The sequence below is a fragment of the Geomicrobium sp. JCM 19039 genome, assembly GCF_000698145.1.
Taxonomy (GTDB): domain Bacteria; phylum Bacillota; class Bacilli; order Bacillales; family Marinococcaceae; genus Geomicrobium_A.
On sequence record NZ_BAXB01000005.1, the window covers coordinates 38,645 to 55,649 of the forward strand.

At 43.7% G+C, this 17,005-nt stretch carries 12 protein-coding genes and 4 pseudogenes; 9 read left to right on the forward strand and 7 right to left on the reverse strand.

Annotation, left to right across the window (positions count from 1 at the left end; genetic code table 11):
* The first annotated feature begins 22 nt into the window (after positions 1-22).
* Positions 23-765, forward strand: a pseudogene (phbB, locus tag JCM19039_RS06830) (acetoacetyl-CoA reductase).
* A gap of 36 nt (positions 766-801) precedes the next feature.
* Positions 802-1,868, forward strand: a pseudogene (gene phaC, locus JCM19039_RS06835) (class III poly(R)-hydroxyalkanoic acid synthase subunit PhaC).
* Positions 1,869-2,225: 357 nt separating this feature from the next.
* On the opposite strand, the gene JCM19039_RS21750 reads toward phaC, so the two are convergent.
* The 5 genes from JCM19039_RS21750 to JCM19039_RS06860 form a co-directional block, all read right to left on the reverse strand.
* The gene (locus JCM19039_RS21750) at positions 2,226-3,002 is read right to left on the reverse strand and encodes an alpha/beta fold hydrolase (RefSeq protein ID WP_052398586.1); all 777 of its coding nucleotides are present in this window, start codon (positions 3,000-3,002) and stop codon (positions 2,226-2,228) included.
* Between the two features lie 281 nt (positions 3,003-3,283).
* The gene (locus JCM19039_RS06845; RefSeq protein WP_042425327.1) at positions 3,284-3,721 is read right to left on the reverse strand and encodes a DUF948 domain-containing protein; all 438 of its coding nucleotides are present in this window, start codon (positions 3,719-3,721) and stop codon (positions 3,284-3,286) included.
* 20 nt (positions 3,722-3,741) lie between these two features.
* Positions 3,742-4,065 (reverse strand): DUF5665 domain-containing protein, encoded by a 324-nt coding sequence (locus JCM19039_RS06850; RefSeq protein WP_042425329.1) that lies wholly within the window; start codon positions 4,063-4,065, stop codon positions 3,742-3,744.
* An 11-nt stretch (positions 4,066-4,076) separates the two neighbouring features.
* Entirely contained in the window at positions 4,077-4,355 is a 279-nt protein-coding gene (locus JCM19039_RS06855; RefSeq protein ID WP_042425331.1) for a 4a-hydroxytetrahydrobiopterin dehydratase, read from the reverse strand.
* 68 nt (positions 4,356-4,423) lie between these two features.
* Positions 4,424-6,142, reverse strand: coding sequence for an ABC transporter ATP-binding protein (locus tag JCM19039_RS06860; protein WP_042425332.1), 1,719 nt, complete (start codon positions 6,140-6,142; stop codon positions 4,424-4,426).
* A gap of 252 nt (positions 6,143-6,394) precedes the next feature.
* Between JCM19039_RS06860 and accC the strand changes: the two are divergent.
* The 3 genes and pseudogenes from accC to JCM19039_RS06875 all read left to right on the forward strand — a co-directional run bounded on the left by accC (position 6,395) and on the right by JCM19039_RS06875 (position 9,848).
* Positions 6,395-7,734 (forward strand): annotated as a pseudogene (gene accC, locus JCM19039_RS06865) (acetyl-CoA carboxylase biotin carboxylase subunit).
* 15 nt (positions 7,735-7,749) lie between these two features.
* Positions 7,750-8,241: an acetyl-CoA carboxylase biotin carboxyl carrier protein gene (gene accB, locus JCM19039_RS06870; RefSeq protein ID WP_042425334.1), complete on the forward strand. Its 492-nt coding sequence runs from the start codon at positions 7,750-7,752 to the stop codon at positions 8,239-8,241.
* 93 nt (positions 8,242-8,334) lie between these two features.
* A pseudogene (locus JCM19039_RS06875) lies at positions 8,335-9,848 on the forward strand (acyl-CoA carboxylase subunit beta).
* Here the strand turns inward: JCM19039_RS06875 and JCM19039_RS06880 are convergent.
* Positions 9,843-10,292: a hypothetical protein gene (locus JCM19039_RS06880; protein ID WP_042425336.1), complete on the reverse strand. Its 450-nt coding sequence runs from the start codon at positions 10,290-10,292 to the stop codon at positions 9,843-9,845. The pseudogene JCM19039_RS06875 and the gene JCM19039_RS06880 sit on opposite strands and share 6 nt — an antisense overlap.
* 108 nt (positions 10,293-10,400) lie before the next feature.
* Between JCM19039_RS06880 and JCM19039_RS21755 the strand changes: the two genes are divergently transcribed.
* Together JCM19039_RS21755 and JCM19039_RS06890 are read left to right on the forward strand one after the other, a co-directional pair.
* Positions 10,401-10,979 carry an NAD(P)H-dependent oxidoreductase gene (locus tag JCM19039_RS21755; RefSeq protein ID WP_052398587.1) on the forward strand — a complete coding sequence of 193 codons (579 nt, stop codon included), beginning with the start codon at positions 10,401-10,403 and terminating at the stop codon, positions 10,977-10,979.
* Positions 10,980-10,990: 11 nt separating this feature from the next.
* Positions 10,991-11,893, forward strand: coding sequence for a fumarylacetoacetate hydrolase family protein (locus JCM19039_RS06890; RefSeq protein WP_042425338.1), 903 nt, complete (start codon positions 10,991-10,993; stop codon positions 11,891-11,893).
* Positions 11,894-13,199: 1,306 nt separating this feature from the next.
* Here the strand turns inward: JCM19039_RS06890 and JCM19039_RS06895 are convergent.
* The gene (locus tag JCM19039_RS06895) at positions 13,200-14,381 is read right to left on the reverse strand and encodes a KamA family radical SAM protein (RefSeq protein ID WP_042425341.1); all 1,182 of its coding nucleotides are present in this window, start codon (positions 14,379-14,381) and stop codon (positions 13,200-13,202) included.
* A gap of 377 nt (positions 14,382-14,758) precedes the next feature.
* On the opposite strand from JCM19039_RS06895, the gene JCM19039_RS06900 reads away from it, so the two are divergent.
* Both JCM19039_RS06900 and JCM19039_RS06905 read left to right on the forward strand, forming a co-directional pair.
* On the forward strand, positions 14,759-16,132 hold the full coding sequence (locus tag JCM19039_RS06900) for an aspartate aminotransferase family protein (protein WP_042425344.1): 1,374 nt from the start codon (positions 14,759-14,761) through the stop codon (positions 16,130-16,132).
* 37 nt (positions 16,133-16,169) lie between these two features.
* Positions 16,170-16,943, forward strand: coding sequence for a MurR/RpiR family transcriptional regulator (locus JCM19039_RS06905; RefSeq protein ID WP_307190185.1), 774 nt, complete (start codon positions 16,170-16,172; stop codon positions 16,941-16,943).
* Positions 16,944-17,005: the final 62 nt, after the last annotated feature.

Consider the following 17,005-nt stretch of genomic DNA (forward strand, 5'->3'; position numbering starts at 1 on the left):
GGAATAAAGGAGAGGAAGATCTTTGGCAGACCTCAATAATAAAGTAGCCATTGTAACGGGCGGTGCAAGAGGAATTGGTGCAGCCATTACGAGAGAATTAGCAAATAACGGTGTTCGGGTCGTCATCAATTACAATACGAGCCAAGGGCCATCTGAGAAGCTTGTGCAAGAAATTAATGACTCGGGTGGAGAGGCTTTGGCCGTCAAAGGTGACGTGTCAAACGTAGAGGATGCCAGCCAAATTGTCGAATCGGCTGTGAATACGTTCGGTCAGCTAGACATACTTGTTAACAATGCCGGAATTACCCGTGATTCAACGTTTAAGAAACTTTCTGAAGAAGATTGGTCAGAAGTTATTAATGTAAACTTGAACAGTGTGTACAATACGGTATCAAAATCCTTGCCTCACTTACTTGAATCTGAGTCAGGAAGAATCATTAACATCTCCTCGATTATCGGGCAACAAGGCGGGTTTGGACAGACGAATTATGCAGCGGCAAAAGCAGGATGATTGGCTATACGAAGTCGCTTGCGTTAGAACTTGCCCGAAAAAACATTACAGTAAATGCTGTGTGCCCAGGATTTATTGAGACAGAAATGGTGCAAGAGATGCCAGAAAAGGTGCTCAATCAAATCGTTTCTAGCGTGCCAGTACAACGACTAGGCCAAGCGCAAGAAATCGCAAGAGGCGTAGTATTCCTCTGCAAAGACGGAGAGTATATTACAGGTCAACAGCTCAATATTAATGGTGGCTTGTACATGTAAAGATTCTAGAAACGTTGTTATGGAAAGGGTGATCGAATGACGATAGAGAACAACCAATGGCTAACGGACCAAATGCCTGCATCATTTTCACGATTTAAACGTGCCCTTGAAGTCCTCACAACGGATGCGGATCCGCAAGTCGGTCCAACTCCTAAGGAGAGCATTTGGACAAAAAACAAAGCGACATTGTATCGATACGTCCCCCCTGTAGAGAGAGAACATTCTGTTCCTTTGCTACTCGTTTATGCGTTGATTAACAAACCGTATATTCTTGATTTAACCGAAGGGAATAGTCTCGTTGAATATTTAACTAACAAAGGTTTTGATGTGTATTTGCTCGAGTGGGGAACGCCAGGAATGGAGGACCGACACATGAAGCTTGATGATTATATTGTCGACTACATTCCGCGAGCTGTCCGAAAAGTTCTTCAAAAATCAGGGCTGGTGAATGCTCAATTCTCGGTTATTGTATGGGGGGAACGATGACCTCAATTTTTGCTTCTCTATACGATGAATACCCAATTCGAAACCTTATTTTTATGACGAGTCCATTTGATTTTTCTGATACAGGGTTGTACGGTTCATTTTTAGATGACCGCTATTTCGATGTCGATCATGTCGTTGAAACATTAGGTTTAGTGCCTGGCGAGATGATTGACTTTGGCAATAAGATGACGAAGCCAATCGCCAACTTCTACGGGCCGTACGTGAATCTCGTTGATCGTGCGGACAATGAAACGTTCATCCAAAGTTGGAAATTGATGCAAAAGTGGGTAGCTGACGGGGTTCCTTTCCCTGGAGAGGCTTATCGGCAATGGATTCGTGAATTTTACCAACAAAATAAGCTCATTCAAGGAACACTTACGGTAAGAGGTCGTACGGTCGACTTGTCGAACATTAAAGCAAATGTGCTCAACATTTCCGCGGGCAGAGACCATATTGCCCAACCTGCTCAAGTAGAGGCGCTGATGAACAAGATCTCTAGTAAAGATAAGCGTTATGAAGAAATGCCAACAGGGCATGTGAGCGTGATCTTTGGGCCAAAAGCGGTGAATATGACGTATCCAACTGTAGGAGATTGGCTTGCAGAACGCTCAAATTAAGCAATAAGATAAAACCAGCCCCTTGTTAGGTAGACAAGGGGCTGGTTTATTGAGTTTGGAGGGTTGAGACTAGGTAGAATGAACTTAAGATCTTCCTGATTTGAGCTGATGGAAGTTGCTTTCCACTTCAGGCGGATGCTTGTAGTCCGGACAGCATAGTAGGCACATCGAGTAAAAACATCCTTCTACATTGAAAACAACAAACAACAGAACATAGCAGGAAAATGTCAAGTTCAACCTATATAGATCAATTTCTCCCATATAGAGAACGCAACTATTTCCTGCAGAATATCCGTGCTTTTTCTGCACATGTCAAACTGTCGCGGCGTTAACTTCTGATAATGGTGATGGCTTCACTTATTGAGAGGCCGCTTTATTGCTGCGATGTTCGTTGAGAAAGTTAAGGAGAACACGGTTGTATTCAGCTGGACACTCTACATTAGGCGTATGTCCACATTGATCAAACGTATGCATTTTGGAAAAGGGTGCGGCTAGACTCATCGTCGTTGCATTTAAATAGGGGGTGATGCGATCGTTAAGCGATGCGATAATAATGATTGGCTTCGGACAGAACATTAACGTCGAGAGATAATTTATGCCTACACCGCTTTTCGCCGCTTTTAAATACGTTTTGCGGTTAAGCTTAAAATAGAATGAGTGAATATCGTGGAAAAGTTTCTCATTTTTGGCATCGTACATGCATTGTTTAATTATATGCTGCTCATATAGATCATCGCTCATTTTGGCGAGGTTTTTCTTTCCTTCTGACAGCGCGTAAAGACCTGTCATTCTCGGAATGTAAGAAGAGGTGTTACTAAGAATAAGTGACTGGACGATCGCTGGCTTTGTTTTGACGATTTCTTGGACGACAATGCCTCCGAGTGATAATCCACAAAAGTGTGCCGCGGAAATGCCCAGTTGTTCGAGTAAATGAATGATGTCTCGTGCAAATGTTTTTATCGTAATGTCATCATCAAGTGATGAATCTCCATGTCCACGAAGGTCAGGGGCGATTAAACGAAAGTTTTTCGATAGTTCAAATTGGTACTTCCAAGATTCCTTGCGGCTACCAAGACCGTGAACAAGTACAAGAACATCGTTGTTACGCTCACCAATATCAATATATGAGTACATGAACAACTCCCTCCTCCGTACTTACAAGCTGTATACATTCTCGCCATTAAAGACGATAAATAAACAAAAATAATATTGAAAGCGATTACAATTTATGCTTTCTAAGAGCAGTGTATGCAAAACATGTAACTGTGCATCATCATTTGTGGAGAGAAGGCGAAATGTTGTCCGGGTATTATGGGGAAAAAGGAACAAGGGCGGGGAGGAGAACGGACGAGGAGCACAAAAAAACCTACGGTCTCCAACGGATGGAAACCATAGGCATCGCTCATTCTCATTTTTTAATTGGAGTCGGTCGTTTTGTGTTCTTTACGCTTCTGATTCAAGTAGTAGACGAATGCAGCGAGGCCGTACATGCCTCGTAAGTCTTTGTTGTCTGTCATTTTGGCTGCTTGGTTCGTTTGTGACCTCATGCTCTCTGTCATATCAACAAGACTGGATGATAGTTTGCGGGATGCCTCACCAGCATCTTGGACCATACCAAAGATTGGGTTTAGTGTCTTAATCTTTTCGTTTAGGTCGAGAATGGTCTCGTTCGTATTATGCAAAATAATGCCGGTTTCTTTACTGATTTCATCCAATTGGTCTGGGAGCTTCCCGACCGTTTCTCCTGTTTTTTGGAGCACAACACTTAAGTTGGATAATACTTTTCCAAGAAAAATGACCAACACGGCAAATGCGATAGCGGCAACGAGTGCTGCAATTCCTAGTAAATCCATTTCTGTTCTCCTTTCTTACATCATGTACTTGGCATGTGACGCTGAACTTCGTTAATTAGATCAGCAATAAATTGTCCGACAAGAGGCCAACTCGCTGCTTGTGTGGCTATGTAGGCGAGTAGGGCCAGGACAGCGGCGGTTCCAAGCGTGAGTCCGACGCCTCTGGCTACCCCTGCAATGATGTTTACCTTAATCACTTCTTTTTTGTCATTAAAATGATAGGCGATATCTTTTAAGCGAGCGCTTGTCGTCATCTCTTCCATTTTATCAATTAATCGCTCAAGTTTCTTGATTTTTTCTTCCTGTTCTTGCTGATTACGTTCTTTATCTGGCAGCCTTTTCATTTAGTGTCCTCCTACTCGTTTTGACTGGCATACAAGTTGTCAGACGCTTGGGCTGCATGGATGTCTTTCTCAGTAAGTTGACCCTGGTCTACGGTTGTCCATTTTACGGTTACATTCGTGTGATCGATCGTGACATGTGGGTGATGTTGAACGGCTTCCGCATATCTGGCAACGTTCGATACAAACGTGATGCCGACCAAGTAGGCGTTAAACCCGTACGTTTTCTCGATCGTCTCCTCTTGTAACTCCCAGCCATTTAACTGGGCAACTTGTTCTTTTGCTGTACTCATACAAAAAGCACCTCCAAGTGATTGACTACTTGTCTATACCCAATCCATTGGAGGGAACAAACCTCCTCTTAAATAAGGGTTTGTTGTGCATGGTACAAACGGCTGTAGTGACCACCTTTTTGCAGCAATTGTTCGTGACTACCTTCTTCAGCAATCCCATCTTTTGTGACGACAACGATGCGATCAGCATGACGAATGGTTGCCAATCGATGCGCAATGACTAGCGTCGTTCTACCTGTAGAAAGTCGTTGTAGTGCTCGTTGAATGGCAGCTTCAGTTTCTGTATCAAGGGCAGAAGTTGCTTCATCAAGAATGAGAATAGGAGGGTTTTTCAAAAACATGCGCGCAATGGAAAGACGTTGCTTTTGTCCACCGGATAGTTTAACCCCTCGTTCACCAACGATCGTATCTAACCCGTCAGGTTGTGAATAGACAAACTCTTCAAGCTCAGCGAGCCGGGCAGCATCCATCACCTCTTCATCAGATGCGTCAAGGTTACCATATCGTATGTTATCTCTCAGGCTGCCGGAAAACATGAATACATCTTGTTGAACCACGCCAATTTGATGGCGAAGCGACTCCAACGTAATGGCGCTCAAGTCATGACCGTCAATCGAAATTGAACCAGAATCAATTTCATAAAATCGAGGGAGGAGGCTGCACAGCGTTGTTTTACCTGCACCAGATGGACCAACAAAGGCAATTGTTTCTCCTTGAGAAATCGTCAGGTTAATGTTTTCAAGTACAGGTTGTTCTTTAGTGTAGCCGAAGCTCACATTGTTATATTCAATGTTTCCTTTTAACCCAAACCGATCATGTGCTTCTGGGTGATCGTCAATTTCAGGTTCTGTGTCCATAATGGCGATGTAACGTTTAAAGCCGGCGTATCCCTTCGGATAGCTTTCAATGATGGCATTAATTTTCTCAATCGGTCGAAAGAAAATGTTCGTAAGAAGAATAAATGCCATAAAATCACCGACGGATAGCTGGTTTTGTAGCATAAAGTAAGCGCCTGCGAGTAGGACAAAAAGGGTCATAATTCTCATCATCATGTAGCTTAATGAATTGTTAATACCCATAATGCGGTAGGAGCGAATCTTTGCTTCTTTGAAATTCTCATTATCTTCTTTAAACAAATTTTGTTCGTGTTTTTCATTCGCAAAAGCTTGTACGAGTCGGATGCCGCCGAGTGTGTCTTCAACTCGTGCGTTAAAGGCAGCCATCCTGTGGAACATGACGCGCATCGCTCCTGACATTTTTCGGTTACAAAAAATGACGATCCAAGCGAGAAATGGTACGACAATAAATGTAAGGACAGCCAATTGCCAATTGATGTAGAGCATAACCCCAAATGATCCAAATAATGTCATGAGTGCGGTGAATACATCTTCAGGTCCATGGTGAGCAACTTCACCAATTTCAAACAGATCATTCGTAAGGTTCGACAATAAATGTCCAGTTTTATTGTTATCATGATAACTGTATGAAAGTTGTTGAACGTGTTGAAATAAATCTCTTCTCATGTCTGTTTCAATGTTAATCCCGAGAATATGTCCCCAGTATGTAACAATGTAATGAGCACCCGAATTAAATATGTAAATCAAGAACAAAACTGCGCAAGCAATAATAATGACCGTAATATTTCCTTGAGGTAAAAGTCGGTCTACGACTTGATTGACAATGATCGGAAATGCCAGTTCAAGCAACGATACGAAGATCGCGCTTATAAAGGTAATCATGAATAATTTTTTATAAGGCCGATAGTAGGTAAAAAAACGTCGAAGCATAAGTGCCTCCTTATCAATTGATAATCATTTTCAATTACTCATCTATTTTATGTAAACGTCTGAACAAAGTCAATGTATGAATGAAAATCAAGGAATAAATTATGACATTGACGTTTGTGTCGGATTTTTTTACACTTTAAGTGATGGCAGTTGTTATTAGGATCAGGTGCCATAAAAGCAAAGAGCTTTGATTCAGCTTTTTGCAGCGGACGAATTGAACCCGGTCCGATACTAGAAGGGAGCTTCATGAGTATGATGAATAAAGTCTTAATAGCGAATCGCGGGGAGATTGCGGTTCGAATTATTCGTGCTTGCCGAGAGATGAACATTGAAACGGTAGCGGTGTATTCGGAAGCCGATCGCGAATCGTTACATACGGTGATGGCGGATGAAGCTATTGTATTGGTCCACATGCTGCAGCAGAAAGTTATTTAAAAAAGACGAATATTATTGCGACGGCACTGAAAACAGGGTGTGATGCCATTCATCCTGGCTATGGCTTTCTCGCTGAGAATGCGGAGTTTGCCGAGATCTGTGAAGATCACGGTCTCGTGTTTATTGGGCCGTCTCCAAATGCCATCAATAAAATGGGTGACAAAGCAATGGCAAGGGATACGATGAGAAATGCAGGGGTCCCGATTGTTCCAGGTAGTGATGGGCTTGTTGAGGAAGATGATGAAGCTGTATTGATTGCAGAGAAAATTGGCTATCCTGTCATCATAAAAGCAACCGCTGGTGGCGGTGGCAAAGGGATGCGCGTTGCCTATCATCAAGAAGAGTTAGAACGCTCGCTGGCGATGGCAAAACGGGAAGCGTTGGCGAACTTCGGAAACGGCGGTATTTATATTGAGAAGTTTATTGAAGAGCCAAGGCACGTTGAAATTCAAATTGTCGGGGACCGTTTTGGCAATGCCGTTCATTTCGGCGAAAGAGATTGCTCAATCCAGCGCAGGCACCAGAAACTGATTGAAGAAGCCCCTTCTCCAGCATTAAACGAAGACATTCGGGAGAAAATGGGCCAAGCAGCCGTGTCTGCAGCTAAAGCGGTAGCGTACTGTGGAGCCGGTACGGTTGAGTTTTTGTTGGACAAACATAAAAACTTTTATTTTATGGAAATGAACACGAGAATTCAAGTTGAACATCCAGTCACTGAAGAGGTGACCGGAGTGGACCTGATTAAAGAACAGCTGCATGTTGCGAATAAGCAGTCAATTTCGGTATCGCAGGCTGACATCCGTGTTCAAGGCCATTCAATTGAGTGTAGAATTAATGCGGAGAATGCCAAAAAAGGATTCAGACCTTCACCAGGAAAAATTTCCATGTGTGTACCACCGGGAGGGCCTGGCGTCCGAGTAGATAGTGCGGCGTACACGGGTTATACCATTACTCCTCACTATGATTCAATGATTGCCAAACTGATTGTACGCGCCAATTCAAGGGAAGAAGCGATTCAGAGAATGAAGCGTGCGCTTTCAGAATTTGTTATTGAGGGAGTCGACACGACCATCCCATTCCACCTGAATCTCATGGATCATGAAGTATTTAAATCAGGTGAATTTGATACGAGTTTCTTAGAAAAATATACAGTCTAACAAAGGAGCACGACCATGTATACGATCAAGGAAATTAAAGAACTCATTGAGGCAGTAGATACGTCGAGCTTAACTGAGCTTGAGCTGAAGTCTGATAATGACACGTTTATTACCCTGCGAAAGCAGACGACGACTGTGGTTGAACAAGCGCCTGTCGTATCCCATGTACCGAGCGTCCAGCAAAGTGGCGGGGGGAGTGACCAAGGTGTGACTCCAAGTACTGACCAACAGGAAAAACAAGAGTCGACGAAACCATCAGTCAGTGAAAACACCGAACAAATTACGTCGCCGATGGTTGGTACGTTTTACCGAGCGGCTTCTCCTGATGCCGAACCGTATGTCAAAGTTGGGGATTCAGTAAACAATGAATCGATTGTTTGTATCGTAGAGGCGATGAAGCTCATGAACGAATTGGAAGCAGAAGTGTCTGGTGAAATCGTGGAAGTTCTCGTTGAAAACGGTGAACTCGTAGATTACGGACAACCTCTATTTCTTGTAAAAGCGTAAATGGGTAAAAATAGAAGAATTTGTACACTATACGTAGGAGCGACATACCGTCGCTTCTTTTTTCTATCCGACACTACGGGGTGATTGTGTACAATGGAGATGAATGACGCGGTAGACAAATTAAATAATCGCAAACAGTTTATTGAAGCAGGGGGTGGCGAGTCCCGAGCCAAAAGCCAGAAAGACCGCGGGAAGCAAACGGCTCGAGAACGCATCGATCAACTGGTTGACACGGGTACGTTTCATGAGTTGTTTCGTTTTCATTCTGATCAAGACTCCGGCGTTGAAGGCGTTGTTACGGGTACAGCAGAAATCCACGGAAGAGATGTGTGCGTGTTTGCTCAAGACTTTACGGTTAACGGTGGGTCATTAGGGAAGATGCATAGCTTAAAGATTACGAAACTGATGGATTTAGCCATGCAAGTCAGCTGTCCGATTATTGGCTTGTGTGACTCTGCAGGAGCGCGTATTCAAGAAGGCGTCAGTGCGTTGGAAGGGTACGGTCAACTCTTCTATAGAAATGTTCAATACTCTGGGAAAATCCCACAAATCTCTGTCATTATGGTCCTTGCGCCGGAGGTGCTGTTTACTCTCCAGCATTGACGGATTTTGTTTTTATGGTGAAACGAACCTCGCATATGTTTTTAACTGGAGGGAAGGTGCTGAAATCGGTCGGAGGCAAAGAAGTCAATCATCATGATCTTGGTGGAAGTGAGCTTCATGGGAAGCGTAGTGGCGACGTACACTTTATTGCTGATAATGAAGAAGAGTGTTTACAAGAAGTGCGTAAGTTACTCGCATATTTACCGCAAGACGCCACGTCACCATGTCCGAGCGCTCCAGCTAAGAGAAAAACGGGGGTTCGGCAACAGTTGCGTGACATCGTCCCCGTGGATCAAAAAAAAGTGTATAACATGAAATCTGTCATCCAAGCGGTGTTTGATGCGAATTCATTTATGGAAGTCCAACGAGAGTTCGCGATGAACATGGTCGTTGGTTTTGCTAGATTGCAAGGAGAAACCGTCGGTATTGTTGCGAACAACCCAAAAGTGAAAGCCGGGGCCATCGATATTAATGCGTCGGACAAAGCGGCAAGGTTTATCCGCTTTTGCAGCTGTTTTCAAATCCCGGTCATTACGTTTGAAGATGTGACAGGGTTTATTCCAGGGGTTGAGCAACAAGAATCTGGAATCATACGTCACGGGGCAAAATTGCTATATGCTTATGCCGAGAGTGAGGTGCCTAAAGTGACAGTCATCATTAGAAAGGCTTACGGAGGTGCGTATGTAGCAATGAACAGCAAAGCGATTGGTGCGGACCTTGTATACGCTTGGCCGATTGCAGAAGTGGCTGTGATGGGTGCTGAAGGGGCCGTAGAAGTGCTTTACCACCGGGAGTTGAGCGAGTCTGAGAACCCAGAGCAATTACGAAAAGAAAAGATAAAAGCGTACAAAGAGGAGTACATGGATCCATACTATGCTGCCCATTTAGGTCAAGTGGATGACATTATTGATCCAATGGATACACCAGACACACTCGCTCAGGCGCTTCGAGTGTTACGCAATAAAAAAAGATCAGCAACGAACCATGGAAACATGCCATTATAAGGTGCTTGCGATGATCATCGTCATCACACCACTACAACCGACAAACAAGGATAATCCGTTTGCGAGTTGTACGCCCCCCTTCCGATGCTCAAGTAAAAGCAAAGCACGGTCAACGATAAAAAAGAGAATCGTCGCGACAACGGCGAGGATCGTAATGTCAATGTTCACTGTAAATACATAAACAAAGAGGCCACCCACCATATGAATGCTAAGTGAAATGGTTTCTTGGAAGCGATTGTAATGCTTGGCAATCCAGTCGGCCATGAATGACAAAAAACCACCGTAAAACACAATCGGGATCATCGAAAAGAACCCATAAACTGTATAGCTGTGTAACACTTGCGTCACTTGACCCGCGCCACTTGTCATCTCTAAAGGGAACAACAGTCCAGTTAAGAAAATGAAGATGGCCCATACCGCAAGTGCAGTTGAGAACTTATGCATGGGAGTCACCTCTTTATGTTTACTAATCCACATACCGCAGTTAGGTATTATATCTATAACCTCTTTTTAAGCAATTGAAACAAAAATGAAGAAAAGGAGAAGTGAGCGATGCATCTTATCATATACATGCACCCGACAACTGACAGCTTTAACGGGCAAGTGCTACATACGTACCGGGAACAATGGAGACAACGGGATGAAGACGTCGTCATACGTAACTTATATGCACAATCGTTCGACCCTGTTCTCGGTCTTGAAGAGTACACGAACTCTCTTTCTTCTTCCTATCCGGCAGAGGTGACAAAAGAACACGCACTGTGGCGAAGTGCGACCGCTGTTACATTCATCTATCCTATCTGGTGGGGCAGTTTTCCTGCAATCGGTAAAGGGTATCTTGATCGGGTTCTCTCTTATGGATTTGCGTATGAACTTGACGGAGAAACGCCGATCCCAAAAATGAATGAAAAACCACTAGGTATGATCTATACGACGGGTTCACCAACATCATCATGGGCCAAAAAAGAAAAAGCATGTGCAGAAGGAATTGTGAAAGCAAGCATCGCCGATTTTTGTGGATTTAAGATGGTGGAGCCTTTACACTTAGGGTATGTTGTCCAGGCGGACCGAGACGAGCATGAAGCAATGCTCAAAAGCGTCAGGCGATATGTAGAAAAGTTCCATGAATAGGGGGATGTGTAATGAAATATGCAATGGTTTCGTATAAAGGAGAGCGTGAGCTTGTCGTCCAAGCGACGAACGAAAATCGCTTGTTGCGATTGAAAGCAGCGTTCCAACAATTTGCACCCGAGGTAGAGTGCCCGAATAATTTGATTCAGTTCATTCATAAAAGTGAGACACTTACTGTACTTACTGCTGACGTATTACGACAAGCTAATGAAACACTAGACGCTGACTTTTGGATAAACGAAGAATTTGAGTGGTTAGCGCCGATACAATCACCACCCAAGAATATATTATGTGTAGGAAAGAATTATGCGGCTCATGCAATTGAAATGGGGTCTGCTAAAGACATTCCTGAACACCCACTGATTTTCACAAAATCAGAAAACACGATCAACGCGCACAAACAACCTGTGCCCCTTCATGAGCAAGTGACCGATCAAGTAGATTATGAAGGTGAAGTTGCCGTCATTATCGGCAAAAAAGCTCATGCTATTCAAAAGGAAGAAGCGTGGGACTACGTGTTTGGATTTACGTTATTAAATGACATCACCGCTCGTGACCTACAAGCTCGACACAAACAGTTTTATTTAGGAAAGAGTCTTGACGGTTTCTGTCCAATGGGCCCAGCAGTTTTACTCAGCAGTGAACGGGAAACGTTGCTACAAGACACCATCGTGACAAAGGTAAACGGTGAAATTCGGCAACAGGCGCCTTTAACGGATATGATTTTTGATATTCCTGAATTATTGCATGTGATCTCTAAAGGAATGACGTTACTGCCCGGTGATATTATTGCCACAGGAACACCGTCAGGCGTTGGAAAGGGCATGACCCCCCCGAAATTTTTAGGAGAAGGCGACCACGTAAGTGTTCACCTGCCATCCATTGGAACACTAGAGAACACGATGATTCGATAAACTTTAAAGAACAGGTGCTGTATCAAAAGCCTTTAAAGTAAAATGGCAGTACAGATCGCTTTTGATCTGTACTGCCATTTTTTATGTAAGACCTTTCATTATACCATTTATCGAGCAAGGCATTGGTGACCATTCCGACTGCTGGGGACGAAAGGCAGTGCCTTCTGCGGGACGAGCCCTCGTAGGTCATAGAATCTATATAGATGAACGAAAGAAATTCACTGGATGCCAGGATGTAGAGATTCCATCGTGTCTTTCATTCGAATAGACCGTAATGACGAGAGCGTAATCACTTCAATGGTGTTTATACTGGGTGGGGTAGGGCACGGTTCGTATTGTGCGCGCTAGTTCTCACATTCTGCGATCGAGTTTGCTCTTTTTAGCGATTTTAGCGCTCATTTCGTAAAACTCCTGCGTAGTTTGTTCTAACTGGAGCGCAGATTGGACTATACCGAACATCTTATGACCTGTCGGCCCCAGCGGGACCGAACCGAAATCGTTCTCGATTCGGCGCGACTCGCGCCGACAGAATTTAGGGGTTTTCAACTCAGTGTTGGGGCAGGGCGTACGACTCAATGAACTTCGCTTTGGAACTAGATTGCCGTTTATTCTCTCTAAAATGCTGAATCTAATTCCATTAACGGATGTTTGGAAGTAGATGCCGATCGATTGGAATCAGAAAGAGACAAAACGGTCAAAGATGAGTGAAGCTGATTCCAATCGATGATCTTTGGAACTAGGTCGCCCGTTAAGCACGGGGATTCGGTCAACTTAGGCGGTGCGAATGTAGAAAATCCCATCATAAAACTGTTAGTAGGAAATTTTAAATTTTCAACAAGCAAAAATACGAGTATACGCCTTCCAATTTCCCTTTTCAGTGCAAACTCCATCACCCATGTTATGCATCGAGCAAGGTGTAGGGCTAAAATCTTACCATAGCCAGGAGCCACTCCGAGGATTTTTTACGTAAAAGCGCCAAGTCACTAAAAAAGCGTAGTGTTCACTACGCTGCTCGACCCGACCTACTCCGCTTATTCAAATCCCATACTCTCATCGCCCTCGTCGGTAGACCGAGGAGGCCCATCCTGTCCTCCGCGGCCTAGAAAACACGGTGGGTGTATTTGGGCCACCGATGTTGCACTTGTACTCTGGAGTGTAAAGCATCCGTCTGCAGTGGAAATCAAAAAACACTGGTTTTAGATCCGGAAAGCTGTAAATGATTGAAGTGATGAAATTTATTTATAGGAAAAGGGGCTATGCCCAAGGTCTATTCTAAGACCTTGGGCATAGCCCCTCCTTTTTGTCGTTATGATGAGCGGACACGCTTTCTTCGCTGTTCAGGCATGTCAGACATGTCATTTACAGACGCCACTTCCGACACTTTCTTTTTCGGCATTTCCCAATAATCTTCGTTCCCTGGTAAGTCATCAAACCAGGCGGCATGATCAGGGCAATCTAACACCATAAATTTCCCGTAATTTCCGTCACGAGATTGGTGATATTTTAAATAGGCTTTGCCGTCTTCGATTGCTAGAATTTCAATTTTACCAGACGTATGGCTCATTGATAAACGGATGCGTTTTCCGAGACCGCTCGTTCGTGCTTTTGCCTCTTCCACTGCTTCATACGCTTCTTTTAACGTGAGCACAAAATCGTTGTTTCCGGCAACTGGCCGGTTAATAAAGAAATAATACGGGGTGACACCCGCCCATGAGAGTTTGTCCAACAACTCGGCAAGGTCGTCAGGATTGTCATTTATGCCTTTAAGTACAGGAGTTTGGTTCACAACAATTACACCCGCATCATGAAGCGCCTGGAACCCTTTTCTAGCTTCCTCAGTAATCTCACGAGGGTGGTTCACATGGGCCATAACGTATATGCGGTTTTCTGGTGTTGAATACTCTCTAAACAGTGCGAGTAATTCTTCATCTTCATAAATTCTCATCGGGTTGAACACTGGCAATTTCGAACCAATCCGTATGATCTTCACGTGTGGAATCGCTCGAAGCTCCTCAATGATATACCGAAGCTTTTTCGTTGCAAGAATCATTGGGTCTCCACCTGTGAGCAACACGTTGTTAATTTCAGGGTGATTGCGAATGTATTCAAGGCCAGGGTCAACATCGTTCATCGCTTCTTTGACATCATTTCTAAATAAGCGCTTTCTAAAACAGTACCGACAATACGCCCCGCACACTTCCGAGCAAATGAGTAGTGCAGTCGTTTCATATTTATGTTGACATCCCGGGACTACGTAATTTGTATCCTCATCAGAGGCGTCCCAGCGACCGTACTCAGAAAGTTCTTGTTCATTAGGGATGACGAGGTTTTTGATTGGATCATTCGGGTCTTGCCAATCAATTAAACCGAGGTAGTAATCATTAACACGGAAAACAAACTTGTCCGTAATCTTTTTAAGTTTTTCTCGTTCTGCTTCAGGAATCTCTGCAATTTTATCAATATTCGTAATATATTTCGGCTGTGCCATAAGCATCCCCCAATTCTAGTAGTGAAATACAGTGGAATTAGTATAACAAGAGTCATTCTAAAGGTCAAAAAAGAATAAAAAAATTCAAAATAATAAAAAGTGAAAGTAGAATTTCATGATGAGGATGTCTCCAGTGACCATAAATGTGAAGGGGAACTTCTTGACCTCATTACGGTCTACGAACCACGTTAAATGACAATCTCTTACCTTCTCAACCATCAGAAACCTTTTGCATACTTACTTATTTTTGAAACGAATATTTCATAAATCATTAACATATGAAATTATGGGTTCACATTTTTGCGGTTATCGCTTAAAATGAAATAAATCATTCATTTTATTTTGTTTATGAAATTATTTTGTTATGGGGGACGATTATGGGTATTGCAAATGAACGATTGTCGTATGAGGCACAAACACAAAAGTCTAAACAGCATATGGAAAGAGCGAAACGGGTCATGCCAGGAGGAATGACGGCAAACATTAAACATTATGCTCCGTATCCGATTACGATTCAACGCGCGAACGGTTGCCGCCTTTATGACCTTGACGGGCATGAATATATCGATTTTCTGATGGGATACGGTGCGTTAATGCTCGGTCACGGTCACCCACAAGTTAAGAAAGCAATTGAAAACCAACTTCTACAGGACGGCACGTGGCTGTTTGGCACCCCCCACGATAAGGAGGCCGCTTTTGCTGAGCGACTACAGCATTACTTTCCCTCTGTTGAACGCGTCCGCTATACGAATTCTGGAACAGAAGCCAACCTCCTCGCTTTGCGCCTAGCGATGGCGTACACGAACAAATATAAGGTGGCCAAGTTTGAAGGTCATTACCACGGAGCGATTGATTCCTTGCTCGTCAGTGTAAGTCCTACAGAAAGTGAAGCAGGTGCTCACACATCGCCTCTTTCTGTCGCGGATTCTGGGGGCATGAATCACGAGCGGCTCGTCGATACGATCGTTCTCCCTTTCAATGATCCCGTTAGTTGCGAACAGATTTTGACTGAACATAAAGATGAGTTAGGTGCGGTTATTATTGAGCCGATTGAAGGCGGCATCATTGAGCCTCATCACGAATTTATAAAGAAACTGCGAGAAGTAACGAATCGACTCGGCATCGTTCTCATTTTTGATGAAGTAAAAACAGCCTTTCGTTCAAGTATGGGCGGTGCGCAAGCAGTTTACGGGATCACACCAGACATCACAACGATGGGGAAAGTAATCGGCGGTGGGTTTCCGTTTGGCGTCGTAGGTGGAAAGGCAGAGATTATGGAATTATCCTCTCCTCTTTCAGGGTTCGACTTTTTTGCCGACCAACATGCCGATCGCTCGTCAAAGGCGCTCTTTCATAGCGGTACGTACAATGGTCACCCGATGATTTTAGCAGCAGGGTTGGCAACGCTTGATGTCCTGGATGAACAATATAACAGTCTTCTAGAGCGTACTGAAACATTCAAACAAGCGCTCTGCCAACTGTTTGCATCTTACAACATTCCAGCTCAAACAGTTGGCAGAGGTGCAATGTTTAGTGTATTATTTACTGATGTAGAAGACATATCCAATTATCGAAGCTTAAAACATTTAAATACAGCATTTAGAAATGACTTGGATCGCGCGTTATTCTCCGAAGGGGTCTATGTGAAACCAGGCAATCGTTACAGCATGTCAGTCGTTCATGATGACGAGGCTTTGCAACAAGCACTGGAAGCTTATGAAAGAGTTCTTCCAACGATTATGGACCGCTAGGGGAGGGGGCGCTTTTCAAAAAGAAGGGGAGAGCGTATTGGCCGATGTATATGAACAAATGATTAGCAAACAAAACCAAATGAGTAAATCACAGTTAAAGATCGCCAACTACCTGATTGATCACCAAGAAACAGCGCCCTTTCTAACAGCATCTAAATTAGCGAAGAATGCAGAAGTGGGTGAAGCGACAGTCGTTCGTTTCGCCTTTTTTTTAGAATACAAAGGGTATCCCGACTTCCAACGGCATATGCAAGAGGCGCTTCAACGTAAATGGACATCAGCAGAAGTATTCGCTTCAACAACCGAGCACGGAGACGAGCCTGTGGACACGTTACGTGAAGTGTTAGCCGACGACATTAACAATTTGAGTACGACATTGCAACAAATTGATGTGAAGGAATTTGAAGCGGTCATTGAAGACATTATTCAAGCAAAACGGATCTATATTATTGCCTACCGAAGCGCGATGAGTGTCGGCTTATTTCTGGAATTTTATTTGGATCTCGTCTTGCAGAACACAGAGATGATTCGCTCCGCTGACGGCGTGCCAGAACACTTAATTGATATCCAAAAAGATGACCTTGTCATTGCATTTGGGTTTAACCGTTATACGAAGCGTACGGTCGAAGTATTGAAATATGTAAAGCAAAAGCATGCAAAAACGGTCGTCATTACCGACCACATGCTATCTCCTCTAGTCCCCTATGGGATCGTAAATTACTTGCAGCTACAGAAATCAACTCCTTTATTGACTCATTTTCGGCACCTCAAAGCATCGTCAGTGCCTTATAACAGCAGTAACGAGATCTGAACATGAAAAAGTAGAACGACGATTAGAAAGTTTAGAGGAACTGTGGGATGCGTTTGATGTGT

Bases quoted from the DNA above. Each gene is read 5' to 3' on its own strand.
- JCM19039_RS21750 (WP_052398586.1), bottom strand. From the start codon at position 3,002: ATGTACTCATATATTGATATTGGTGAGCGTAACAACGATGTTCTTGTA.
- JCM19039_RS06845 (WP_042425327.1), bottom strand. From the start codon at position 3,721: ATGGATTTACTAGGAATTGCAGCACTCGTTGCCGCTATCGCATTTGCC.
- JCM19039_RS06850 (WP_042425329.1), bottom strand. From the start codon at position 4,065: ATGAAAAGGCTGCCAGATAAAGAACGTAATCAGCAAGAACAGGAAGAA.
- JCM19039_RS06855 (WP_042425331.1), bottom strand. From the start codon at position 4,355: ATGAGTACAGCAAAAGAACAAGTTGCCCAGTTAAATGGCTGGGAGTTA.
- JCM19039_RS06860 (WP_042425332.1), bottom strand. From the start codon at position 6,142: ATGCTTCGACGTTTTTTTACCTACTATCGGCCTTATAAAAAATTATTC.
- accB (WP_042425334.1), top strand. From the start codon at position 7,750: ATGTATACGATCAAGGAAATTAAAGAACTCATTGAGGCAGTAGATACG.
- JCM19039_RS06880 (WP_042425336.1), bottom strand. From the start codon at position 10,292: ATGCATAAGTTCTCAACTGCACTTGCGGTATGGGCCATCTTCATTTTC.
- JCM19039_RS21755 (WP_052398587.1), top strand. From the start codon at position 10,401: ATGCATCTTATCATATACATGCACCCGACAACTGACAGCTTTAACGGG.
- JCM19039_RS06890 (WP_042425338.1), top strand. From the start codon at position 10,991: ATGAAATATGCAATGGTTTCGTATAAAGGAGAGCGTGAGCTTGTCGTC.
- JCM19039_RS06895 (WP_042425341.1), bottom strand. From the start codon at position 14,381: ATGGCACAGCCGAAATATATTACGAATATTGATAAAATTGCAGAGATT.
- JCM19039_RS06900 (WP_042425344.1), top strand. From the start codon at position 14,759: ATGGGTATTGCAAATGAACGATTGTCGTATGAGGCACAAACACAAAAG.